Here is a 22,536-nt window from a genome sequence, read left to right as displayed (position 1 = left end):
AGTCGATGTCGCTAGTCGGTGTAGATGTCGATGACGACCTTTCCGAAAGGTCCGCCCTCCAACCGGTCCAACGCCTCGAGCACGCCCGTCATCGGATAACGGGAATCTATGCACGGTGTCGTGCCGGTCTGATCCACGGCACGAACCAGATTCTCGAGCGCCCGGCGGTGCCCGGTGCCGATGCCGTGAATCGCGACGTCCTTGAGCATCAACGGCATCACGGCGGCGCTCACCTCGAAACCGTCCAACGCACCGATCTGGTAGATGTCGCCCCCGACGGCCGCGACGTCGACCGCCTGACCGAGGTGGCTGCCACCCACGATCTCGAGGATGTGATCGACGCCCCTGTCCGCGGTCGAGGCAAGCACGGCCTCGACCCAATCGTCCCGCCGCCGGTCGATGACGTGGTCAGCCCCCAGAGCCATCATGCGGTCCATGTTGGCCACACTGGTCGAGGCGATGACCTGAGCGCCATGCATTTTGGCGATCTGCAGACCGAAGAGGGCGACCCCACCGCTGCCCTCGATCAGGACGGTCTGACCGGCATGTACACGGCCCCGTTCGACCAGGGCAAACCACGCGGTGACACCCGCACAGGGCAGCGTGGCGGCGTGGATGTCATCGAGAGTCCGCGGGGCAGCGACGAACCAGTCCTCCGGCATCGCGACGTATTCGGCGAGCACACCAGGATAGAAGCCGCCCAGCGTCCGGTAGGACGGTGTCCGGCCGTCCCCGCTGCGCAGGCCATCGATCCAGCCGGGCGTGAAGGTCGAGATCACTCGGTCGCCGGAGTGAAATCGCCTCGCGCGGTCACCCAGTGCCACAACGGTTCCCGCGAGATCCGAGGCCGGAGTGAAGGGGAACCGCAGGTCCAGTCCCCTCCCGTTGTCGATCACCATCTTGTCTCGGTGGTTGAGGGCTACTGCACCTACCTCCACGAGCACCTCGCCCGGGGCCGGCGCCGGGATCGGAACGTGCCGGAGGGCGAGTTGGTCGCGACCGATTCCGTTCATGTCCCACCGGCGCATCGTGTTCGCCACACCCGGTCCTCACTGCGAGACTGCTGAACTCCGTCTTTCGCCGAACCTGATCCCTACAGTCGTTATTCCTTTCTCGGCGGGAAACTCCGGCAGGTTGGGCGCCGACCGGAGCTGCTTCCTGCCGCTAGGGTCGACGTATGCCCCTGTCAGACCCTTCCGACTGGACCCTCGACAACTACTTCGAGACAGACGAGGGACGCGTCCGCTGGAGTCAGCTTGGGCAGTCGGGTGATCCGATCGTGCTGGTGCACGGAACGCCGTACTCCTCGTATCTGTGGCGTGATATCGCAGTTGCACTAGCCAACTCCCGCCGTGTTTTCGTGTTCGACCACCTCGGTTACGGTCAGTCCGACAAGCTCGAGGGACAAGACCTGACCATCGCGGCCCAAGCGCGTCGATTCGCCGCGCTGTTGGATCACTGGCAACTCTCGGCTGCGAGCGTTGTGGCCAACGACATCGGCGGAGCGATCACGCTGCGAGCCCTGCTGATCGAGGGAACTCCGTTCAGTGATCTCACGCTGTTCGACTGTGTCAGCGGCGGGGAATGGGAGGGCGGGTTGTTCGGCCTGATCCGCCGAAACCCGGACACATTCGCGCAACTACCGCCGTATGCGCACGAGGCGCTCGTCAGCAGCCATCTCCGAAACGCGACCAACGTGGGCTTCCGGCCCGGGGTCCTCGAAGCCTTCGCTGCACCGTGGCTCGGCGAAAGCGGCCAGGCGGCGTTCTACCGCCAGTACCGCCAGCTCGCCGAACGCGATACCGACGACTACGCCGAGCTCCTGTCGAGCATCACCGTCCCATGCCGCTTGCTGTGGGGCCGTGAGGACCGGATCACGCCGCCACGACTCGGCGAATGGTTACGCGACCACATACCCCACCAGAGCATGCGGTGGATCGACGGGGCGGGACATCTCTTGCAGGAAGATGCGCCTGCCCAATTGACGGCGGCCCTGCTCGGTGCGTGACGGGACGTCAGCCGCTGCGCTGACGGGCCGCCTGCTCGACGGCCACGCCGACGATCACCGCGCGGATCTGCCGCGCGATGTCATCGCGGGTCAACACTTCCGGAGAATCGTTGGCCAGGGCGAACATCTGACCTCCGAGGTAAGCCATCAGCACCGAGGTCTGTTCGTCGCACAGGTCACGATCCATGTCGGTGCCGTTGTGCTGATGCAGCGCCATCACCAACCGTTCGGCGAGCGCCCGGTAGCTCTCCGAGATCTCCTGGAAGCCGGACGCGATACCGGGGTCGCGGCGGGCCGACATCGTCAGCTCCAGACGAGCCCGCGTCCGCGACAGTCGCGGCTCAGACCTGACGGCGAGGAGTTGGTCGGCCAGCATTCGGGCGATGACCTCACCACTGCTGTTGGGGGCATCCTTGAACGCTTCGGTGAAGTCCTGGGCGTCATAACGGACCAATTGGTCGGCGACTCCGTGCAACAGCGCGGCGCGGGTGCGGTAGTAGAACGAGGTGGTGCCGTCGGGCACGCCGGCCTGCCGATCGACCTTGAGGTGGCTCAGCCCACGCGGCCCCTCGTGGGCGAGTAGGGAGATAGCGGCGTCGCACAGGTGGCGGCGCCGCTCGGCTGCATTGTGCTTTCGCTTGTTCTCAACATTGCCGATCCTACGCGGCGCGCCATCCCACGATGGCGTCAGCGGTACTTGTCCACATAGTCGGTCATGGTCTTCAGCTGGTAGCGCGACACCTCGTGGGCGGTCTCGTCTTCGGCGAACACGCTGGACACCATCACGGTGTCGTCGCGGTCGTAGAAACCGAGACGGGCGAGGCCGCCGAAGAACTCGTCCCAGTCGAGGTCGCCGTCACCGATCTTGAGGTGCTGGTGCACACGGACGGGATTGCCCGGCGGATTGGTGATGTAGCGCAGGCCGTGGGAGCGGTGATGGTCCATGGTGTCGGCCACGTGCACCAGCCGCAGCAGATCACCTGCTGCGGTCATGATCTCCGCCATGTTCGAGCCCGTGTTGGCCGCCATGTGAAAAGAGTGGCAGGCGACGTAGACCATCCCGATGTGCGGCGAGTTCACGCCGCGGATGATGCGGACCGCCTCCAGACCGTCCTCGACGAAATCGTCGGGGTGCGGGTCTATCCGGACGTCGACACCCTCCCGCTCGAAGAGCGGGAGCAGTTCCTCCATCGACCGGAAGAATGCGCGCTCGGATTCTTCGGCCTTCTCCGGCCGGCCGGAGAACTCGGTGTTGATCACGTTGACCCCGAGGTCGACGGTGATCTGCACGACGCGTTTCCAATTCCGCACCGCTGCCTCGCGGGCATCCTCGTCGGGGGCGGACCAGCGCAGGACCGGTAGGACCGAGGCGATGCCCACCCCTGCGTCGGCACACGCCCTGCGGAACGCAGCCACCAGCGCGTCGTCGGCCCGCGGGTGGTTGTAGAACGGGATGAAGTCCCGGTGCGGGGTCAGTTGCAGGTACTCGTAGCCCAATTCGGCCACGACAGCGGGGAATTCGAGCAGTGAGTAGTCGTGGTGGAACGGGGTGGGGTCGAGGGCGATCTTCATGCCGTCACGCTCCGGGGACCGAGGCGCGGTCGACCATGTTCACGGCGACGGGTTGTCCGGACTGCAGGGCCTGGACCCCGGCTTCGCAGACGGCGGTCGCGGCATACCCGTCCCACGCACCGGGTCCGTCCGTGTAGTCGCCTGTGCTCGCTCCGGTGCGCACCGCGTCGACCCACCGCTGGATCTCGGTGTCGTAGGCGCGGCCGAAGCGCTCGCGGAAGCCGGGCGTGATCGTGCCACCCCACGTGCCGGGTGCATTCTTGCGCAGCAGCCCGACGTCGAGACCGATGATCGCGCTTCCCTTTTCGGCCACCAGCTCGGTGCGCACCTCGTAGGCGACGCCCGTGGTGACGAACAACTCGACGTCGACGTGCTTGCCGCCTGCGGTGCGCAGGATCGCGATCTGTGGATCGAACAGCCCCTCGCGAGCGGACGGATTCGGCGTCGGTGTCACGATCTGGACCGAGGTGACCTCCTCTCCCAGCAGGAACCGCGTCACGTCCACCTCGTGGACCAGGGAATCCCGCACGGTCATCACCGAGTCGAAATGATCGGGCACAGCAGGGTTGCGGTGCACACAGTGCAGCAGGAGCGGATCGCCGAGTTCGCCGCTGTCGATGAGGGCCTTGAGGTCGACGTACTCATGGTCGAAGCGCCGCATGAAACCTACCTGGATCAGGCGCATTCCGAGTTCGGCTTCGCGACGCACCACGGCCAGTGAGGTGTCGACGTCGGTGGTGAGCGGCTTCTCGCACAGCACGGGCTTGCGATGCTCCAGGCAGGCGAGCAACTGCTTTTCGTGGGTCGGGCCCGGCGTCGCGAGGACGACAGCGTCGACATCGGGATCGGCGATGGCGTCGAGTGGATCGGTGATCGCGCGGCAGTCGGGGATGCCGGCGGCGATCTGGTCGGCCTTGTCGGTGACGTAGTCGTTCACCACGGCGACGCGGGCCCCGGAGATCCGGGACTGGATGCGGGCGACGTGATCGGCGCCCATCAGGCCAACGCCGAGAACGGCAACGCGCAAGTCGGACATGACTGGGCTCCTATCGGAAGGTGACGGACGGAACGCCGCAGGACCCGAGGTAGGCACGGGTGCGCTGGGCGATGGGCAGTGGTGCGTCGACGTCGCAGGGGTACATGTCCTGCTCGACGATCGCGAACACGTCGATGCCGAGGCGTTCGATCTCGGCCAGCAGTGGCGGCATGTCCGGAACGCCCAGCGGCGGCTCGATCATCGCGCCGAGTTTGACGGCCTCCCCGAACGGCAGGTCTTCGGCCTCGACGGTGGCGCGCACCTGCGGGTCCACCTGCTTGAGGTGCAAGTACCCGATGCGCTCGGGTGCGCGGCGGATGATAGCGATGTTGTCTCCGCCGCAGTACGCGATGTGCCCGGTGTCCAGGCAGAGGTTCACGTATCGGCTGTCGGTGCCGTCGAGGAATCGGTACACGTTCTCTTCGGTGTCCACGTGCGAGTCGGCGTGCGGGTGGTATTGCGCTCGTACACCGTAGGTTTCGAACATCGCCTTGCCGAGTGCGTTCATGCCCTCGGTCTTCTTACGCCACTGCTCGGCGGTCAGCATGCGCTCCTCGAGCACCGCGCCGCTCGACGGGTCACGCCACATCTCCGGGATGACGACGACGTGGGTGCCGCCCACCGCTGCGGTCAACCGCGCCACGTCCTCGACCTGGGTCCAGACGGCATCCCAGGAGTCGTCCTGATGGAGATGTTCGAAAACTGTTCCCGCGGAGAGCTTCAGGCCACGCGAGCCGAGTTCCGCCGAGAGCTTCTCGGGATCGGTGGGCAGGTAACCGTAGGGGCCGAGCTCGATCCATTCGTATCCGGACCGGGCGACCTCGTCGAGGAAACGGGCGTAGGGCGTCTGGTGCGGATCGTCGGGGAACCACACCCCCCAGGAGTCCGGGGCGGACCCGACGCGAATGGTGCTCATGGGCATCCTCTCGGCGCGTGCATGGAGAATCTCGTCTAACGCGCGTTAGTAACGCGCGTGAGGTCTACTATGAACTCCGTCCCACAACTGTGTCAACCGTCACTCTGCAGAAGGATCTCGCCTATGGGCACCGCGCGTCAGCGTCGCCCGACGATGGCCGACGTCGCCGAACGCGCCGGAGTGTCCCGCACACTGGTCTCCTTCATCCTCGACGGCAAGCCAGGTGCCAGTGACGAGACCCGCCAGCGCGTTCTCGCGATCGCCGAGGAGATCGGCTACCGCCCGGATTCCGCGGCCCGGCTGTTGGCACAGGGCCGCAGCCGCACCCTCGGTGTCATGATCGACGTACGCCAGCTGTTCCAAGCCGAGCTGGTCACGTCGATCTATCCCGCCGCCGAGCGCCTCGGCTACGAAGTGCTGCTCTCGGCCAATCTGCCGGACCGCACCGAAGGGGCCGTCGTCGAGTCACTGCTGAGCCATCGCTGCGGCGCCCTGCTTCTCCTGGGACCGCACGCCGCCCGATCCGATCTGGTGCGGATGGCCGAGCGGGTGCCCGTCGTGGTGGCATGTCGCCGATTGCCGGGGCTGACGGACGACGTTCCGCTCGCGACGGTGCGCACCAACGACGCCAAGGGAATCCGGCAGGCAGTCGACTATCTGGTGGGCTTGGGACATCGCCGCATCCATCACGTCGACGGCGGAACCGATCCTGGATCGGCCGACCGCTCCCGCGCCTACCGGGCCGCGATGCGCGCACACGGCCTCGCCGCCGAGATCGCGGTGATCACCGGCGCGCACAACGAAGAGGCCGGCGCCGCGGCAGCACGCTCCATGCTGACCGCGCCTGACCTTCCGACGGCGGTGTTGGCGGGCAACGATCGCTGCGCCCTGGGCATCCTCGACGTGTTCACGCGATCCGGAATCTCTGTGCCTGAACATGTTTCGCTTGTCGGATACGACGACAACCGGCTCTCGGAGAATCCTCGCATCGACCTGACCACGATCCACCAGGACGCACCCGATATCGCCTGCCGGACAGTGGAACTCGCGGTATCGTTGCTCGTCGACGGACCGGTTCGCAGCAGGGACGTCGTGCTCGAACCGACGCTCGTCGTCCGCGGAACGACGGGCCCACCTCGCGCCTGACGATCAGCCGGGCGTGTCCGATCCGGCGAGGTAGGCGACGATGGCGCTCGTCAAACCTTCGCGTGCAACGTCGAGATCGTTGAAGCTGCCCAGTTGCTTTTCCGAGACCAGACCGCGCATCGCACCCGGGATGAACATCGCGACCTTGTGCACGCGGTGCGGATCGACAGCCAGGTCGGCAAAGGCCCTCTGGCACAGCTCACTCCAGCTCTGCCCCCATGAGCGCAACTCGGCCGCCGTCGCGGGATACACCCGGTCGAGCTCTGCTGGGTCGCGGGGAAGCGCCGCCCGGAGGTTCTCGATGGCGCGCGAGTCGGGAGCTTCGAGGCCGTCGTAGAGCGTGTCGACGATGGCTGCCACGCGGGTGCGAAGCGATGTCCCCGTCTCCGAGGCGGTGACGATGTCACCGCGACGTTCGGCGGTGTGGTGCAGCACCGCCGCCCAGAAGCCGTCGGCGTCACCGAACTGATACTGGATGGTTCCCCACGTGACCCCGATCGCCTTCGCGATCCGATTGGCCGACACTGCTGCGGGATCGCCGGTCGCGAGCGCGTCGACCGCGGCACTCAACAGCGCTCGGCGCGTGGCTATTCCGCGTCTGTTCGCCGTACGGCCGGCGCTGCCTGGAAGCGGCATCGCCACATCCTATCGCCGACGCCCAAGGAATCATTGACTCATCTATGAACTTTTCATAGAGTCATCGACGAAAAGGACGCCGAAGGGGACCGCTGTGGCCACACCGCCGTTGTCGATGACACCGACCGGATGGTTCCAGGTGGCATGGTCCGACGAGATCGGCGTGGGCGACGTGCACCGCATGCGCTACTTCGGCCACGACCTGATCGGGTGGCGCACCGAATCCGGCCAGATCTCGGTGATGCATGCCTACTGTGAGCATCTCGGCGCTCATCTCGGATTCGGCGGTCACGTCGTCGGAGAAGTCATCCAGTGTCCTTTTCACGGGTGGCAGTGGAACGCCGAGGGCCGCAACGTCTGCATTCCATACGAGAAGCGGCCGAACCGAGGGCGGCGGATTCCGTCGTTCCCGGTCGTCGAACGCAACGCCTCCGTCTACATCTGGCACGACTCACTGGGGCGTGAGCCGTTCTTCGAGGCCCCCGATGTGTTCGCCAGCTTCGACGACGGTTCCAGCGTCGACGACTACTACCCCCAGCAGCGGTTGTTCGAGCAGGGGCACGAGATGCACCCGCAGTACGTGCTCGAGAACGGCGTGGACGTCGAGCACTTCCGCTACGTCCACGAGACACCCATCAATCCCGTGTTCACCCGGCACGACTTCGACCAACCGGTGTCCTACGTCGACTTCACGATCACCTTCGACGGAGACGCCCAGCAGGTCATCGACGACGTCAGAAGCGGAGTCCAGGCGATCAACGGCGGTCTGGGCATCGCCGTGACCAAGAGCTGGGGGATGATCGACAACCGGACGATCTCCTGCGTGACGCCCGTCGACGACCGCACGTCCGACGTCCGCTTCATGACCTACATCGGCAAGCCGAAGCGGCCGCCCCGCGACCCGGAGAAGGCGCGTATCAAGGCCGAGGCGTTCGGCAACGAAGTGATCCGGCAGTTCACGCAGGACATCTACATCTGGTCGCACCAGAGATACTCCGATCCACCCGCACTGGCCAGCACCGAGGTGCAGGGTTTCACCGCAATCCGCGAGTGGGCGCGGCAGTTCTATCCCGACGGCATCGGAGGCAGCGCCGCCGAAGTCGCTGCGGCACACCAGGCGGCACGACAGAAGGGCTGAACCAGCATGACCACCGACACACCGATTCGCGTGTTCCAAGTTGCCACCGGCAACGTCGGATCGGAGATGATCAAACGCATCGCCACGCAGCCGGACCTCGAACTGATCGGCGTGCACTGCTACTCACCCGAGAAGGTGGGCAGAGACACCGGTGAGCTCGCGGGTCTGGCACCCAACGGAGTCGTCGCCACCGGAACCGTCGACGAGATCATCGCTGCCGCACCTGATGTCGTGACCTTCCACGGCGTGTTCCCCGACGAGGACCTCTACGTCCGGGTCCTCGAGGCCGGCATCGACATCGTCACCACAGCGGACTGGATCACCGGGTTCCACCGCGACACCAACCATCCTCATCACTCGGGCAGGAAAGTGACCGAGCTTCTCGCGCAGGCCTGCGCCACAGGGGGATCGACCTTCTACGGCACGGGTATGAACCCCGGGTTGAACCAGATCCTCGGGGTCGCCGTTTCGGCCGACGTCGCCGAGATCGAGAACATCGTCACCCTCGAATCCGTCGACGTGTCCTGCCATCACAGCAGGGACACCTGGATCGAGGTCGGGTACGGCCTGCCCGTTGACGATCCGAGCATCCCGGGCAAGCTACGGAAGTACACCGAGGTGTTCGCCGACTCCGTGTACATGATGGCGGACTGCTTCGGGCTGGAACTCGACGAGGTCGCGTTCGAGTACGAACTGGGCGCATGTACCAAGGACGTCGACCTGGGGTGGTATCGGTTACCCAAGGGCTCGGTGGGCGGCAGCTACATCAAGTACGTGGGTACAGTCGACGGAATCCCGCGTGTCGAAACACATCTCGAATGGCAGATGACGCCGCACACCGATCCGAGCTGGGACATCAAGGGCTGCTACATCACTCAGATCAAGGGCGATCCGTGCATCTACAACAAGCACATGATCTTCCCGAAGCCCGGTGTCGACCTGTCGAACCCCGACAACTTCGCCTCCATCGGCATGACGGTGACGGGGATGCCCGCGCTCAACGCCATCAAGGCTGTCGTCGCTGCTCCCCCGGGAATCCTCACCAGCGCCGACCTGCCCCTGCGGGGGTTCGCCGGACGGTTCGCCCTCAGCTGACCGGCGGAGCGGCGGCGATCATTCGATCGATCACCGCGAGCAGTTCCTCGTCTGCGTCGGATGCGACGAGTTGCCCACCGAGGACTCGGTGCAGCGCGTTGTAGTAAAGGCCGTCACCGATCAGCTTGACCGCCCGCGCTGTATCGAGGTCCCCGATCGCTTCGTGCAGGATCGACAACCACTCCGCGGCCGCGGACTCGATGGCGGCGCGGGCGCGGACATCCCCCGCCTGCCGCAGCCGGGACACCGCGACCAGAATCCGATCGAGCGGCGTGCCGGCATAGTGGGACGAGCGCACGTAGTAGCGGGCCGGGCCCTCCGGGGCGACGCGCATCTGGAGAGCATCCTCGGCGGCAAGCACCTCCAGCCGCTCGCAGACCGCGCCGGCCAGATGATCCTTCGACGGGAAGTGATAGAGCACCCCACCCTTGGACACCCCCGCGCGCGCCGCCACCGCGTCCACGGTGGCGAACCGCTCCCCCTCTTCTGCCAGCAGCTGTGCGTAGGCATCGAGGATGCGATCACGCGAGGACATGGGCCCAGCCTAAAACCCAGTGGCTTACTACACCGTCTGGACGGTACAGTCCGCGCATGGGGATCTACCGGGAACTGTTCCGCGTACCCCGCGTACCGAACATCACGGCGGCGCAGCTGTTCGCACGGCTGCCGCTCGGCATGCTCTCGCTGGCCGTCCTGGTGCACGTCGAACACCGCACCGGTTCCTATGCCACCGCCGGTGTGGTGGTCGCCTGCCTGACCGTCGGCGAGGCGGTCGCGATGCCGCTGACGTCCCGCTTGGCGGGCCGCGGCGACAGGACGACGGCGACGCTGGTGATCTGCGCCGCGGTCAATGGCGCGAGCATGCTCGGGCTCGCCGTTGCAACGGTCTCCGGCATGCCGCTGATGGCCATGGGCCTGCTCGTCGGGGCGTCGGTGCCGCCGCTCATGCCGGTGGTCCGCGCGCTGTACCCGCAGATGCTGCCGCGCGACGGCGTGCGCGCGCTCTTCGCACTCGACACCACCGCCCAGGAGATGATCTGGGTCATCGGTCCCGTGGCGGCCATGGCGCTCTCGACACTGGTGTCCACGGCGATGCCGTTGATCGCGTCCGCCGCGATCACGGTGGCGGGCACGGCCTGGTTCCTGGCCAGCGCACGCGGGCTGCGTCCGCGCTCGGGCCCGCGGGGCCGCGGTCGCGGCCGGATACTGATGCGCCGGAGCGTGCTGCTGGCCATGGTCGCCGGGGGCGCTCTCGTGGGCTCGTTCACCGCATTGGAGGTCGGGGTCGTGGCCGAGCTGGGCAACAGCGGCCTGACCGCGGGCGTCGCCATCGCACTGGCCAGCGTCGGATCGGTGCTGGGCGGCCTGACCTTCGGGCACCGCCGCATGGGACTGCGCAGCGTCGCCGCCGCCCTGGCCGTTGTGGTGGTGGGGACGGTGTCATTCGGTCTCACCGACGTGCTGGCCCTGCAGATGTGCGCGTTGTTCGTCTCCGGCATGGGATTCGCGCCGGCGATGTCGGCGCTGTACTTCATGGTGTCGCAAGACGTCGACGACGAGGTGGCGACCGAGGCGTTCGGCTGGCTGCACAGTGGCGCGCTGATAGGGGCGGCGCTGGGCACCGCTGCGGCCGGCGCGGCGACCGATGCGCACGGTTCCACCGGTGCGGTGGTCGCGGCGACGCTGTTCGGGATCGCTGCGGCGCTGAGCCCGCTCGCTGTCCGCGCCACGGGACGTGTCGGCGGCCTGGAGGACCCGGTGGCCAAGGAGCCCTGCCCTACACTTCGGGTCGATGGATGACGACCGGACTGTGCAGTTCGTCGGTGCCGGCCCGGGTGCCGCCGACCTGCTGACGGTGCGGGCCACGCGACTGCTGGCCGACGCCGACGTCGTCCTCTACCCGGGCAGCTATCTCGATCCCGAGGTGCTCGCGCACTGCTCTCCGTCCGCCGAACTCGTCGACACCGCCGAGCTCGATCTGGACCACATCGTCGAGGCCATCGTCACCGCCCACCGGGCCGGTCGCCGTGTCGTGCGGCTGGTGTCGGGAGATCCGTCGGTGTACTCCGCGCTGTCCGAGCAGACCCGCCGGCTCGACGCGGCCACTGTGCCGTGGGCTGTCACCCCCGGCGTTCCTGCCTATGCGGCGGCCGCCGCACGCGTCGGGCGCGAGCTCACCGTGCCTTTGGTCGCGCAGTCGGTGGTCCTGACCCGCACCCAGCAGCGATCCACCGCGATGCCCGACAGCGAATCGCTCGCCGCGTTCGCCGCCACCCGCGCCACGCTGGTGCTGCACCTGGCAGTCACCCGCATCCGGGAGCTGATGGCCGACCTGGAGTCCGAGTACGGGGCGGACTGCCCCGTCGTCGTGGTGTACCGAGCGTCCCAGCCGGACGAGGTGGTGCTGCGGGGCACGGTGTCCGATATCGCCGACGCCGTACAGGAAGCCGGATTCCGTTACGCAGCAGTGATTCTCGTGGGCCGCGCACTGGCTGAACACAACGATCCGTGTGCCGGTGAGAGCCACCTGTACGACCCGGCGCGCGATCGGTCTGTGCGTCCGTGACCGACCTGTACGACGTGATCCGCCGGCGCCGCGACACCCGCCGCGAATTCACCGGTGACCCCGTTCCCGACGATGTCCTCGAACGCCTGCTCCTGGCCGCCCACGCCGCCCCGTCGGTGGGCATGAGCCAGCCGTGGGACTTCGTGCTGGTGCGCTCACCGCAGACCTTGGGCGCGTTCCGTGACCACGTCGCCGCCGAGCGCGAGATCTTCGCTTCGACGCTGACAGGTGAACGCGCCGAAACGTTTTCGCGCATCACGATCGAGGGGATCTGCGAATCCGGGCTCGGCGTCGTGGTCGGCTACGACCCCACCCGCGGCGGCCCGCAGGTCCTCGGCCGCCACGCCATCCCGGACGCCGGGCTCTACTCCGTGGTGTGCGCGATCCAAAACCTCTGGCTCGCAGCGACTGTCGAGGGTCTCGGTGTCGGCTGGGTGTCGTTCTACCGCGAGGACTTCCTGCGAACTCTGGTCGGCATGCCGGCACATGTGCGTCCCGTCGCGTGGCTCTGCGTCGGGACCGTGGCCGACGTGCCCGAGGTGCCCGACCTGGAACGTTTCGGCTGGCGTGCGCGCAGTTCCCTGGACTCTGTCGTGCACGAGGAGCGCTACCGACCGCGCTGACGTCTAGAGCCGCAGCACCCGGCCCGCGATCACGAGGTGGACCTCGTCGCACACCGTCGCGACGCGCTGGTTCACGATGCCCAGCAGGTCCCGGAACAGCACCCCTGAGCGGTGCGCAGGCACGACGCCCAGCCCGACCTCGTTGGTCACCACCACTGCGTCGGGGGTGCGCGCCAACGCGTCGCAGAGCGCCTCGGTACGGGCGCCGACGACGTCGTGCACGTGCGCCGAATCCGCCTCCCACAACTCGGATTCGTCGACGACGGCGACCACCCAGGTGCTCAGGCAGTCGAGGAGGACAGGACCATCCGCGTCGGCGAGGGCAGTGATCGGATCGCAGGTCTCGACGGTCGACCAGCGCGCCGGCCGGCGCGCCCGGTGCGCTGCGACGCGCGCATCCCAGTCGGGGTCCTGCCCGTCGGCGGGACGCCCGGGAGCGATGTAGGTGACTGCGCCGGCGGCGGAGAGAAGCTCCTCGGCGTGCCGGGACTTGCCCGAGCGGACACCGCCGGTGACGAGAATCCTCACCGGCTCATCGTAGAGAGCGCACGCACCCAGGCGACCGCGTCGTCGATGTCGGAGACGGTGGGCACGTCAGCGGCGCGGCCAGGGCGGGCGACGATGACGACCGGGATGCCGAGCTGATCGGCGGCCTCCATCTTCGGCCAGGTGAATTCGCCACCGGAATCCTTCGTGATGAGCACATCAGCTGCGTGCTCGCGCATCAACTCCAGTTCTCCGGACAGTACGTACGGGCCACGGCTGGTGATCAATCGCCACGTCGGCGGCAGCGGTTCGTCAGGGACCTGCACCACCCGGGCGAGCGTGGTGTGGTCGCGCAGCGCGGGGATGAACCGGGCGAGTTCCTGCCGGCCCACCGTCAGGAACGGCCGCCGACCAAGCCGGGCGGCCACCACGGCGGCCTCGTCGTGCGACGGCGTCCAGTGCCACGAGTCGCGTGTGCGGTCGGCCCAGCCGGGTCGCTCGAACCGCAGCAGCGGTACACCACGCAGAGCGCACGCCGCTGCGGCATTGGCCGAGATCGTCTTCGCAAACGGGTGTGTCGCGTCGACGACGACATCGAATCGTGCGAGCGCAGAGGACAATCCGTCGACACCACCGAATCCCCCGATCCGGACCTCCCCCACCGGAAGGCGCGGATCGGCGACCCGACCCGCCAGTGAGGTGGTGACCTGATCGGTGGTCGTGAGGATCTCAGCCAGGGCCCTGGCCTCCGCGGTGCCACCCAGAAGCAGGATTCTCACGGTGCACCCGGCGGGAGGAAGGGCAGAGCGCCCGGGGCGCCGCGATGCGCCAGGTCGAGCAACGCGTCGACGTCGAGGTGCTCGTCGACGAGATCGCCCAAGCGGTCCAGCCGTCCCTCGCGCGCAGCGGTGAACGAGACACCCGAGGGCTCGATGCCCAGCGTCTCTGCAAGGAAACGACTGCGCAGTGCGTCGCCCTCGAGCGCGCCGTGCCACATCGTCCCGAAGATCAGGCCGCGGCGTGCACCGGCGAGGAAGTCGTCGGCGGTGTCAAAGACCGTGACGCGTCCGTGGTGGATCTCGTAGCCCGATGCCGGTGTGCTCAACCAGGTTCCGTGCGGTAGCCGCAGCGTCTTCTCGGCGACGAAATCGGTCTCGACATCGAGCAGCCCCAGGCCGGGTACCTCGGTGGCTTCGCCTTCGACACCCGCGGGATCGCGGACGACCCGACCGAGCATCTGGAATCCGCCACAGATGCCGAGCACTGGTCGACCCGTCGCGGCGTGGGCGATCACCGCGTCGGCCAGTCCGCGCGAGCGCAGCCACGCCATGTCGGCGATGGTGGCGCGGGTGCCGGGCAGCACGATCAGGTCCGCGTCGGCCAGGGCGCTGGGATGCGAGGCGAACACCACGTCGAGCTCGGGCTCCAGCCGCAGCGCGTCGACGTCGGTGAAGTTGCTGATCCTCGGCAGCCGGATCACGGCCACCCGGCGAGCCCCCGGCCGGGGTCGACGGACCGCGGTCAGATCCAGCGCATCCTCGGAATCCAGCCACACGTCGGGTTGCCACGGCAGAGTTCCATACACTGTTCTGCCCGTGGATCTTTCGAGAGATTCGAGACCGGGTCGCAGTAATGCGATATCGCCGCGGAACTTGTTCACGACGAACCCCGCGACCAAGGCCTGATCCTCAGGCGACAGGAACGCGACCGTGCCGAGGAACGCCGCGAACACTCCGCCGCGGTCGATGTCTCCGACCACCACGGCGGGGAGGGCGGCGTGGCGGGCGAGACCCATGTTGACGTAATCACCTGCGCGCAAGTTGATCTCGGTGGGACTGCCGGCCCCCTCGGCGAGGATGACGTCATAGCGGGAGGACAGGTCGTCGTAGGCGGCGTGGGCGGCGGTCGCCAGTGCCCGCCGACCCTCCAGCCAGTCAGCAGACGACACCTCCCCCCACGGTTGGCCCATCAGGACGACATGGCTGCGCCGGTCGCTGCCCGGTTTGAGCAGCACCGGGTTCATCGCCGGCTCGGGTGTGGTGCCGGCCGCGAGAGCTTGAATCCATTGCGCGCGGCCGATTTCCACACACCCGTCGGCGACCATCGAGTTGTTCGACATGTTCTGCGCCTTGTACGGGGCGACCCTGACGCCCCGACGCGCGAGCGCCCGGCACAGCCCGGTGGTGACCAGCGTCTTACCCGCGTCGCTCGTGGTGCCCGCGATGAGCAGACCGGCCATCAGGGGCGCCTCAGCAGGAACAGATCCATCACCCAGCCATCGACAGACGTTGCGGCAGCGCGGGCGTCGGGCAACAGCGGCGCGACGTCACCGAGCCGGCCTGACAGCAGCTGCTCCCCCGGCGCGCCGAGATTCGCGCCCCACCACACGGTCCAGTCGTCCAGGCCGGTGAAATCGAGGCGGTGCGGGGGTGGGTTCAGCATGGCGACGATGTTGTCGAGTCCCGCGGCGACGGCCTCCTGCAGGCGTCGTCCAGTGGTGATGTGGACGGACCGCCCGACTTCATGCAGCACCATGCGGTGCCGCGCGGCCAGCAGTGCCGGTGCGCTGACGCCGGGCAGCACGTCGTAGTCGAGCTCTACACCCAGACTCCGCACGTGTTCGAGGATGCGGATGGTGGAGTCATAGAGCGACGGATCCCCCCACACCAGGAACGCGGCCGTCCCGCCGCGGCGGCGCAGGATGTCGGCGTAGCGACCGGCGCGCGCGGCGTGCCAGTCGGCGACGGCGGACTCGTACTGGCGGCCACTGAGCCCGGCCGAGCGATCGCGCGGCGGGTCGGTGATCGCGATGACCTCCGCGGGACCGTCCGGTCCGGGGAATGCCTCGACGATGGCGCGACGCAGGTCGAGCAGGGGGTCTTCGTCAGCCTTCTCGGCGGCCAACACGTAATCGACCGACCTCAGTGCGTCGGCGACCTCGCACGTCACCTGCGATGGCCCCATCCCGACGCCGAGGATTCGAACCCGAACCGGCGCATCCATGGCCACGATTGTCCCCGGACGGTGTCACCGCGGCGGCAGCAGGCCCGTCGCCGCCGATTTCACCGCGTCGGTCACCAGCGTGACGGTCGCGCTGTCGAGCTTCCAGCACTGCCAGTACAGCGGGACATCGAGGTGCTCATCGCTGATCCGCACGAACGATGCATCGATCAGCTGCTCGGGGTACATCCCCCAGCCCAGCCCGGCATGCACGGCCGCGCCGAACCCCGCCGCGGTCGCCACGTAGTGCACGGGACGGCGCACGTCGGCACCGAAGACCTGACGCACCAGTTGGTCCTGGAGCGCATCGTCCCGGTTCCACGCCAGCGACGGCGCCAAGGCGGCGGACTCGGAGGTGAACCCGTTCGGCAGATGACGCTCGACGAACCCGGCGGTGGCCACCGGCCGGTACCGCATGATGCCGAGGGGCTGGACGCGGCAGCCGGGCACCGCGGCACTCTCGGTGGTCACCGCGCCCATCACCACACCTTCGCGGAGCAGGCGCGCGGACAGATCCTGATCCTCGATGCGGACGTCGAGCAGCGCGTCGGTGAGCCGGGCGAAGACGTCGGTGAACCAGGTCGCCATCGAGTCGGCGTTGACCGCCAGGGCAATACGCGTCCGTTCGGCTGACCCGCCGCGCATCTCCGCCAGCGCCTCGGCCTGCACGAGTGCGGTCTGCGCCGCCAAGCGCAACAGTGGAGCTCCTGCAGGCGTTGCCACACAGGGCTTTTCGCGGACGACGAGGACCTGGCCGGTGCGCTGTTCGAGGGCCTTGATGCGCTGGCTGATCGCCGACGGCGTGACATGGAGGTGGGCCGCGGCCGCGTCGAAGCTGCCGTGTTCGACCACCGCCGCCAGGGCCGCCAACTGGCCGGTGTCCACCTGCTCCACCTCAGCAATGCTAATGGGATGGGCGGTGTGTTCAGTGATTCTGCAGCAGTTCCCAGTCGGCCTGTTCGCGGTCGGTGAACTCCGGCGAGGTGATCGCCCCGAAGGATGCTGCCGCACGGGCGAATTCGTCGGCGGCACCGGGGAGGGCGTGCGGACCGTCCAGCCGGAAGCAGCTCGGCGCGAGTGGGCCGAACAGCAGCGCGCGGCGTAGATCCGGCCAGCGGTCGAGCTGTGGTTCGCAGCCCGCCGCGCGGGCGAAACCGAGGGCGGCGAGGTTCATCCGGGTCTTCTGCGGAAGTCCTCTGCGGGCCCGGTACGCCTCGATGGCTGCGCGCTGCTGCGCGGGGTCGGCGGGTGTCCGGCCCGACCACGTGTAGGCGAGCCAGCGCGCCTGCAGTTCCAGGGGCACGAAGTAGCCGCCCGACTGGTCCCACATCCCGACGAACGCCAAGCCCGGCAGGTCGGGATGGAAGGTGTAGCGGTCGGCCTCCAGGTGCACGTCGTCCTGACCGAGCGTCGCGCGAATGTCGTCGGAGAGAAACGGCAGGTCCAGTCGGAACCCGGTGCCGAAAAGGATGCCGTCGAATTGCTCGGTGCCGCCGTCGCCGAACGTGATGTCGCGACCTGCCACCGAGAGCGGCCACGGCCGGACGTCGATCCGCCCCTCGGCGACCAGCGGCAGGTAGTGCTGGCTCAGGGTGACCCCGGCGGTGAACAGCGACGGGTCGGGCGTGGGCGCCCCGTACTGCTCGGGGCTGCCGCCGGCCTCGGTGACAATCGTCTTGAGCTGACGGTCGACCTCGGCTGCGGGCAGACGTTCAGTGGCCAGGACGCCGTAGCGGGTGAAGATGCGGTGGTCGGACGGGACCCCGGCGGCGAACTTCGGCAGCACGTAGCGCTGGCGGCGCTGGGTCACCGTCACTGCGGCCGCACCGCCGTGGACGAGTTCGGCGGCCACCTCCAGAGCGCTGACCGCACAGCCGCCGACCAGGACGCGCTTCCCGCGATACGGTTCCACGCCACGGTAGTCGAAGGTGGAGAGCACTCCTTCCGATCCTGCGAAGGTCGACAGGCCGGGCACCGGCGGAAGGGCGGGGGTCTGGAAACGCCCGCTCGCGACCACGACCCGGTCGAAGGTCTCCGCCCCGTCGGGAGTTTCGACGGACCACCGGTCACCGTCGTGTTTCACGTGAATCACTCTGGTGTGCAAGCTGATTCGATCGTTGAGACTGAACATGTCGGCATAGCGGTGCAGATAGTGCAGGATCGCGGGCGCGGACAGGAACGTCCGGTCGCCCTCGTGGGGCAAGTCGCTGAACGCGGTCAGGATGCGGCTGGTGTTGGTGTAAAGCGCGGGCCACACACCGCTGGTGCCCGCGTCCTGAGTCCATTGCCCGCCCAGTGAACTCCCCTGCTCGAACAGGTGCGTGTCGAAACCTTCGGCGGCAAGCCAGCGCGCGGCGACCAGACCGCCGGGCCCTGCCCCGATGACCGCCACACTCGTGCGCACAGTGCACTGTGGCACGGCCACCGCGCCCGCGGGCGGGTTTGTCAGCCGACGGTGCCCGACGCGTCGACGACGGTACCGGCCGGAGCGGGGCTCGCCACCCGTCCGGCGACGAAATCGGCTGCCTGCGAAACCAAGCCGGTCTGAACGTAATTGCTGTGGGCGGCCCGGTCGTCACCGGCGGAACAGATCGGGTCGGCGCCGTTGCACAGGTCGATCGTCTTCGCTCCGTACAGCGGGCTCGAGGTCGCGAGGCTCAGCCCGATGTGTCCGGCCGGATTACCGAACACGGCCACAGCCGCGACATGGTCGGCGACGGTGGCCGGCATCGGACGTCCGAAACCGAATGTGGCGGCCGGGTCGCCCGCGATCAGATCCACCACCGCCGCGCCCTGCGAGTACCCGCCCACCACGATGCGGGTATCGGGACAGCTGGCGGCGGTGGCCTGAATCTGCGCGCTGGCGTCGTCGGCGCCGGCGGGGGCGGACTGCAGGAAGTCGTAGGAGGCCGGGTAATTCACGGCTTTCGCCTCGACGCTGCGGCCACCGAGTTCACTGCGAAGATCGTCGACGAATGCCTGCCCGACCCGGCCGAGGCCGGCGGGCTCGGCGGTGCCGCGGGCGAAGATCACCGAAACGTCGGGGCAAGACTGCGCGGCATGTGCACTCGCCATGCCGGGGCCGATGAGTCCGGCGGCCGCGACCGCGCCGATACCGGTCAGAACGAGGGCCCGTCGAACGCTGCGCTGATCGGTCATGTCGGTCTCCTCCGTCGTGGCCGCCCCGCTGGCGACACTTGGATGAATGCCGCGGACCGCGCGAAAAATTCCAGGAGGTGACCCAGACCGCTCGACGCCTGGCTTACTGCACTGTCTGGCGCAGCTCGGCCGCCGCGTCCTCGGCGGTGTCGTACACGCGTACGATCGCGTCGTCGCCGGATTTCAGGAACGTGGTCTCGCCGAGTTCGGTGTAGCGCGTGGCCCCGATCCCGATGAGCACGTTCTCAGGGTGGCCACTGGCCACCATCAGGGCGCCGACGTCCTCGAGCGGGGTGTCCTCCGACCCCTTCTGATTCGCGAGACGTTCGACGATCCAGTCCAGCAGCACCTCGCCGTAATACGAGTAGCCGATCACCGGACTGTCGACGCCGTAGGCGTGCTCCGCGCCGTCGGCGTGCAGGAAACACGCCAGGCGCAGCGTGGCGGTGGGCCCGTCGGGAGTCAGATCGTTGATCTCGAAGAACGATCCCGAGACGCCTTTGGAGGCGGGGCCCCAGTTCTTCTTGTGGCTGATCTTCTTGGCGCCGGGCCGGCGGATCGAGCAGTCGTTGAATGCGCCGAGCGCGAACGGTTGCAGCGTGACGACGGTGTCGCCCTGCCACACCACCCGGCAGGCCAGCCCGACCTCGGGCTCGATCTGGAGGTTCAGGGGCCCATCGGATTCTGGGCTGTCAGTGGGCAGCTGGATCGCGTCGTTGGACAGCGGAAACTCGCCGAGGAAGGTGTCGGAGCCCGGTGCGTACCAGGGGAAGATGCCCTTGGGAGCCTCGCCTTCGCTGGCCACGTTGACGAAGTCGACGGCCTCGCCGGCCTGCTCGAGATGACCGGCGAAATTGCCCGCCACGCCGAAGCCGAACCAGTCCCGCATGTCGCTCAGGGCGATGTCGATCACGGTGGGTCAGCGTACGCCGGGACGTAGCCTGGACTGGTCAGGAGGGGCAGACGATGACCAAAGAGCAGGACGACCACCAAGAACCGAAGGACCGGCCGGGTCCGGCGGACCACGGCCGCGAGGGCGGCATGGCCACGCGGGAGAACGCGCCGGAGTTGACCGAGGACGACTGACCCGTCAGTTCCTGCGGCGTAACCAGATCAGCACACCCACCGTCGCCACGAGCGCGACCACCGCACCGACGGGGATGGCGGGCTTAGCTTTCGCGGTGTCGACGACATCGTGGCTACGTTGCGCCACTGCCTCTTTCGTGTCGGCAACCTTCTGCTGGGCACGACCCTTGACATCCAATTTGTCGGTCAGGGCACCGACCGTCTCGCCGAGTTCGGCCCGCGTGCGCTCGATGTCGGCCTGCAGTTCGTCGATACCGGCGTCGGGGCCCGGCTCGGGCCGGGGATCAGGCTGTGGTGCCATGGCGCGTGCCTTTCGTGTGGGCCTTCAACTCGGTGATGTCCGATTTCACGCTGTCGACCGCCACGGCCGCCGGCGGTGGCACCTGTTCGACCTGTTTCTTGCCGATCAGCGCGACGATGCCCGCAACGGCGAACACCACGACCGCCACAATCAGTGCTGCCGCCCACACCGGTAGCACCAACGACAGCGCGGCGACCGCCGCCGCGATCACGGTGGCGAGGCCGAGGACCGCGAGGACCCCAGCCACGCCGGCAAGCCCGGCACCCATTCCGGCGTGCTTGGCCGATTCCTGCATTTCCTTCTGCGCCAACCGCAACTCGTCACGGATCAGCCGTGACGTCTGAGCAGACAGTTGACCCAACAACTCCCCTGTCGAGGGGTCGGTCTTCGGTTCCGTCATTTTTGCGGGGTGCCCGCTGCAAATCCGGACAAACCCGGAACCCGCCCCGTCGCGACGCTGCCGGGGCCACGTTTGCCGTCGCGACGGCGGGGCACCTACGGCGCATGCAGCGGCAGCTCCAGACATCTCGACCGCGACGCAGCCCGATCGCCTTGGCCGGGGCGTTTCTGGCTGGGCTGGCGACCGGCGCGTTGACGCGGTCGCCGCGCACGGCGGTCGGTCCATCACCCGTCGGCCCGGAACGCCCGGCACCGCCGGCGGTTCACCGCGCGCCGGAGCCGGACGAGAAGCCGGGGCAAGACGACCAAACCCGTCCCGCCCCCGACGACCCTAGCAAGCCGGACTCACCGACCGAACTGACTCGCCCGTCGTTGCTCTATGTGCTGCGGCAGACCGTCGGTGAATTCACCCGAGACCAATGCATGGATCTCGCTGCCGCACTGACCTATTACGCGGTCCTGTCGCTGTTCCCCGCCCTGCTCGTGGTGATGTCACTGCTCGGGGTGATCGGTCAGGGTGAACGCACTGCGGACACAATTCTGGGGATCGTCGACGACGTCAGTCCCGGTGCCGCCGTCGACGTGCTGCGCCAACCGCTCGAGCAGCTCGTCAACGCACCGTCCGCCGGTATCACGCTGGTCGTCGGCATTCTCGGCGCGTTGTGGTCCGCATCCGGGTACGTCGGCGCGTTCGGTCGCGCGATGAATCGGATCTACGAGGTCGACGAGGGCCGCCCGGCATGGAAGCTGCGTCTGCAGCAGCTCGGACTGACCTTCGCAGGACTGATCGTCGCGGCTGTCGCCGCACTGCTGCTGGCCGTCAGCGGACCCGTCGCCGAGGCAGTCGGCGACCGTCTCGGCATCGGAGAAACCGGGCTGACGGTCTGGAACGTCGCGCGCTGGCCGGTGCTGCTGGTCCTCGTCGTGGTCGGCGTCGCGACGATGTACTACACCGGTCCCAACGTCAAACAGCCGAAGTTCCGGTGGATCAGTGTCGGGGCGGCCATCGCGATCGTCACGTGGATCGTCGCGTCGCTGCTGTTCGGTCTCTACGTCGCCAATTTCGGCAGCTACAACAAGACGTTCGGCACGTTGGCCGGCGTCATCGTGTTCCTGCTGTGGCTGTGGCTGACGAACCTCGCCCTGCTGTTCGGCGCCGAGGTCGACGCCGAACTCGAGCGCGGTCGCCAATTGCAGGCTGGTATCGCTGCCGAGGACGATTTGCAGCTGCCGCTGCGCGACACCACGGTGATCGACAAGAACACCGCCAGCGAGGACGAACTGCGCCGACGCGGCCGCCGGCTGCGCCGCTCGCGTGGACAGCGGGCTTGACTTCGCAGGTGAGCGGGTATCCCGGCTGCGATCTGGG

At 67.8% G+C, this 22,536-nt stretch carries 25 protein-coding genes; 8 read left to right on the top strand and 17 right to left on the bottom strand.

The genetic code is table 11. The features are described 5' to 3' along the window. Positions 1–11: 11 nt before the first annotated feature. Positions 12–1,040 carry a zinc-dependent alcohol dehydrogenase family protein gene (locus tag ACZY1G_RS02130; RefSeq protein ID WP_463813384.1) on the bottom strand — a complete coding sequence of 343 codons (1,029 nt, stop codon included), beginning with the start codon at positions 1,038–1,040 and terminating at the stop codon, positions 12–14. Between the two features lie 137 nt (positions 1,041–1,177). Between ACZY1G_RS02130 and ACZY1G_RS02125 the strand changes: the two genes are divergently transcribed. Next, positions 1,178–2,008, top strand: coding sequence for an alpha/beta fold hydrolase (locus tag ACZY1G_RS02125; RefSeq protein ID WP_463813383.1), 831 nt, complete (start codon positions 1,178–1,180; stop codon positions 2,006–2,008). Positions 2,009–2,015: 7 nt separating this feature from the next. Here ACZY1G_RS02125 and ACZY1G_RS02120 read toward each other — a convergent pair whose 3' ends face one another. From ACZY1G_RS02120 to ACZY1G_RS02105, 4 genes are read right to left on the bottom strand one after another with little or no spacing between them, the layout of a single operon-like run. Continuing rightward, complete coding sequence (locus ACZY1G_RS02120; RefSeq protein ID WP_463814814.1) at positions 2,016–2,666, bottom strand: TetR/AcrR family transcriptional regulator; 651 nt, start codon at positions 2,664–2,666, stop codon at positions 2,016–2,018. Positions 2,667–2,695: 29 nt separating this feature from the next. Next, positions 2,696–3,580 (bottom strand): sugar phosphate isomerase/epimerase family protein, encoded by an 885-nt coding sequence (locus ACZY1G_RS02115; RefSeq protein ID WP_463813382.1) that lies wholly within the window; start codon positions 3,578–3,580, stop codon positions 2,696–2,698. Between the two features lie 4 nt (positions 3,581–3,584). Next, positions 3,585–4,616 (bottom strand): Gfo/Idh/MocA family protein, encoded by a 1,032-nt coding sequence (locus ACZY1G_RS02110; protein ID WP_463813381.1) that lies wholly within the window; start codon positions 4,614–4,616, stop codon positions 3,585–3,587. 10 nt (positions 4,617–4,626) lie between these two features. After that, positions 4,627–5,532 carry a sugar phosphate isomerase/epimerase family protein gene (locus tag ACZY1G_RS02105; protein ID WP_463813379.1) on the bottom strand — a complete coding sequence of 302 codons (906 nt, stop codon included), beginning with the start codon at positions 5,530–5,532 and terminating at the stop codon, positions 4,627–4,629. 123 nt (positions 5,533–5,655) lie between these two features. On the opposite strand from ACZY1G_RS02105, the gene ACZY1G_RS02100 reads away from it, so the two are divergent. Continuing rightward, positions 5,656–6,678, top strand: a complete 1,023-nt coding sequence (locus ACZY1G_RS02100; RefSeq protein WP_463813378.1) for a LacI family DNA-binding transcriptional regulator — start codon at positions 5,656–5,658, stop codon at positions 6,676–6,678. A gap of 3 nt (positions 6,679–6,681) precedes the next feature. Here the strand turns inward: ACZY1G_RS02100 and ACZY1G_RS02095 are convergent, their stop codons facing one another. Further along, positions 6,682–7,314 (bottom strand): TetR/AcrR family transcriptional regulator, encoded by a 633-nt coding sequence (locus ACZY1G_RS02095; protein ID WP_463813376.1) that lies wholly within the window; start codon positions 7,312–7,314, stop codon positions 6,682–6,684. 94 nt (positions 7,315–7,408) lie between these two features. On the opposite strand from ACZY1G_RS02095, the gene ACZY1G_RS02090 reads away from it, so the two are divergent. Both ACZY1G_RS02090 and ACZY1G_RS02085 read left to right on the top strand, forming a co-directional pair. After that, positions 7,409–8,452 carry a Rieske 2Fe-2S domain-containing protein gene (locus ACZY1G_RS02090; RefSeq protein ID WP_463813375.1) on the top strand — a complete coding sequence of 348 codons (1,044 nt, stop codon included), beginning with the start codon at positions 7,409–7,411 and terminating at the stop codon, positions 8,450–8,452. A gap of 6 nt (positions 8,453–8,458) precedes the next feature. Continuing rightward, the gene (locus ACZY1G_RS02085) at positions 8,459–9,547 is read left to right on the top strand and encodes an NAD(P)H-dependent amine dehydrogenase family protein (RefSeq protein WP_463813374.1); all 1,089 of its coding nucleotides are present in this window, start codon (positions 8,459–8,461) and stop codon (positions 9,545–9,547) included. On the opposite strand, the gene ACZY1G_RS02080 is transcribed toward ACZY1G_RS02085, so the two are convergent. Beyond that, positions 9,540–10,082 carry a TetR family transcriptional regulator gene (locus ACZY1G_RS02080; RefSeq protein ID WP_463813373.1) on the bottom strand — a complete coding sequence of 181 codons (543 nt, stop codon included), beginning with the start codon at positions 10,080–10,082 and terminating at the stop codon, positions 9,540–9,542. The genes ACZY1G_RS02085 and ACZY1G_RS02080 overlap by 8 nt on opposite strands. Before the next feature lie 56 nt (positions 10,083–10,138). On the opposite strand from ACZY1G_RS02080, the gene ACZY1G_RS02075 reads away from it, so the two are divergent. The 3 genes from ACZY1G_RS02075 to bluB are packed head-to-tail and all read left to right on the top strand — an operon-like array spanning position 10,139 to position 12,736. Continuing rightward, positions 10,139–11,347: an MFS transporter gene (locus tag ACZY1G_RS02075; protein ID WP_463821462.1), complete on the top strand. Its 1,209-nt coding sequence runs from the start codon at positions 10,139–10,141 to the stop codon at positions 11,345–11,347. Beyond that, complete coding sequence (gene cobM / locus ACZY1G_RS02070; RefSeq protein ID WP_463813371.1) at positions 11,340–12,113, top strand: precorrin-4 C(11)-methyltransferase; 774 nt, start codon at positions 11,340–11,342, stop codon at positions 12,111–12,113. Before ACZY1G_RS02075 ends, cobM begins: the two co-directional genes overlap by 8 nt. 5 nt (positions 12,114–12,118) lie before the next feature. Continuing rightward, on the top strand, positions 12,119–12,736 hold the full coding sequence (bluB, locus tag ACZY1G_RS02065; RefSeq protein ID WP_463814813.1) for a 5,6-dimethylbenzimidazole synthase: 618 nt from the start codon (positions 12,119–12,121) through the stop codon (positions 12,734–12,736). Positions 12,737–12,739: 3 nt separating this feature from the next. Here the strand turns inward: bluB and ACZY1G_RS02060 are convergent, their stop codons facing one another. The 10 genes from ACZY1G_RS02060 to ACZY1G_RS02015 all read right to left on the bottom strand — a co-directional run bounded on the left by ACZY1G_RS02060 (position 12,740) and on the right by ACZY1G_RS02015 (position 21,168). Next, positions 12,740–13,264, bottom strand: a complete 525-nt coding sequence (locus ACZY1G_RS02060) for a bifunctional adenosylcobinamide kinase/adenosylcobinamide-phosphate guanylyltransferase (RefSeq protein ID WP_463821461.1) — start codon at positions 13,262–13,264, stop codon at positions 12,740–12,742. Next, positions 13,261–14,001, bottom strand: a complete 741-nt coding sequence (locus tag ACZY1G_RS02055) for a cobalt-precorrin-6A reductase (RefSeq protein WP_463821460.1) — start codon at positions 13,999–14,001, stop codon at positions 13,261–13,263. The genes ACZY1G_RS02060 and ACZY1G_RS02055 overlap by 4 nt, the downstream gene beginning before the upstream one ends. Next, positions 13,998–15,461 carry a cobyric acid synthase gene (locus ACZY1G_RS02050; RefSeq protein WP_463821459.1) on the bottom strand — a complete coding sequence of 488 codons (1,464 nt, stop codon included), beginning with the start codon at positions 15,459–15,461 and terminating at the stop codon, positions 13,998–14,000. Before ACZY1G_RS02050 ends, ACZY1G_RS02055 begins: the two co-directional genes overlap by 4 nt. After that, the gene (gene cobF / locus ACZY1G_RS02045; RefSeq protein WP_463821458.1) at positions 15,461–16,225 is read right to left on the bottom strand and encodes a precorrin-6A synthase (deacetylating); all 765 of its coding nucleotides are present in this window, start codon (positions 16,223–16,225) and stop codon (positions 15,461–15,463) included. The genes ACZY1G_RS02050 and cobF overlap by 1 nt, the downstream gene beginning before the upstream one ends. 24 nt (positions 16,226–16,249) lie before the next feature. Beyond that, positions 16,250–17,116: a LysR family transcriptional regulator ArgP gene (locus tag ACZY1G_RS02040; RefSeq protein WP_463821457.1), complete on the bottom strand. Its 867-nt coding sequence runs from the start codon at positions 17,114–17,116 to the stop codon at positions 16,250–16,252. Positions 17,117–17,147: 31 nt separating this feature from the next. Next, entirely contained in the window at positions 17,148–18,626 is a 1,479-nt protein-coding gene (locus tag ACZY1G_RS02035; RefSeq protein ID WP_463821456.1) for a flavin-containing monooxygenase, read from the bottom strand. 41 nt (positions 18,627–18,667) lie between these two features. After that, positions 18,668–19,381 (bottom strand): cutinase family protein, encoded by a 714-nt coding sequence (locus ACZY1G_RS02030; protein ID WP_463821455.1) that lies wholly within the window; start codon positions 19,379–19,381, stop codon positions 18,668–18,670. Positions 19,382–19,484: 103 nt separating this feature from the next. Further along, entirely contained in the window at positions 19,485–20,294 is an 810-nt protein-coding gene (locus ACZY1G_RS02025) for a DUF5718 family protein (RefSeq protein WP_463813361.1), read from the bottom strand. Positions 20,295–20,471: 177 nt separating this feature from the next. After that, on the bottom strand, positions 20,472–20,768 hold the full coding sequence (locus tag ACZY1G_RS02020; protein ID WP_463821454.1) for a DUF3618 domain-containing protein: 297 nt from the start codon (positions 20,766–20,768) through the stop codon (positions 20,472–20,474). Further along, positions 20,752–21,168, bottom strand: coding sequence for a phage holin family protein (locus ACZY1G_RS02015; RefSeq protein WP_463813359.1), 417 nt, complete (start codon positions 21,166–21,168; stop codon positions 20,752–20,754). Before ACZY1G_RS02015 ends, ACZY1G_RS02020 begins: the two co-directional genes overlap by 17 nt. A 104-nt stretch (positions 21,169–21,272) precedes the next feature. Between ACZY1G_RS02015 and ACZY1G_RS02010 the strand changes: the two genes are divergently transcribed. Beyond that, entirely contained in the window at positions 21,273–22,499 is a 1,227-nt protein-coding gene (locus tag ACZY1G_RS02010) for a YihY/virulence factor BrkB family protein (protein ID WP_463821453.1), read from the top strand. Positions 22,500–22,536: the final 37 nt, after the last annotated feature.

The organism is Mycobacterium sp. IDUB_5 (genome assembly GCF_055419565.1).
The sequence above is the reverse complement of the archived record's forward strand: the minus strand, read 5'-3'. Positions and strand labels throughout refer to the sequence as shown.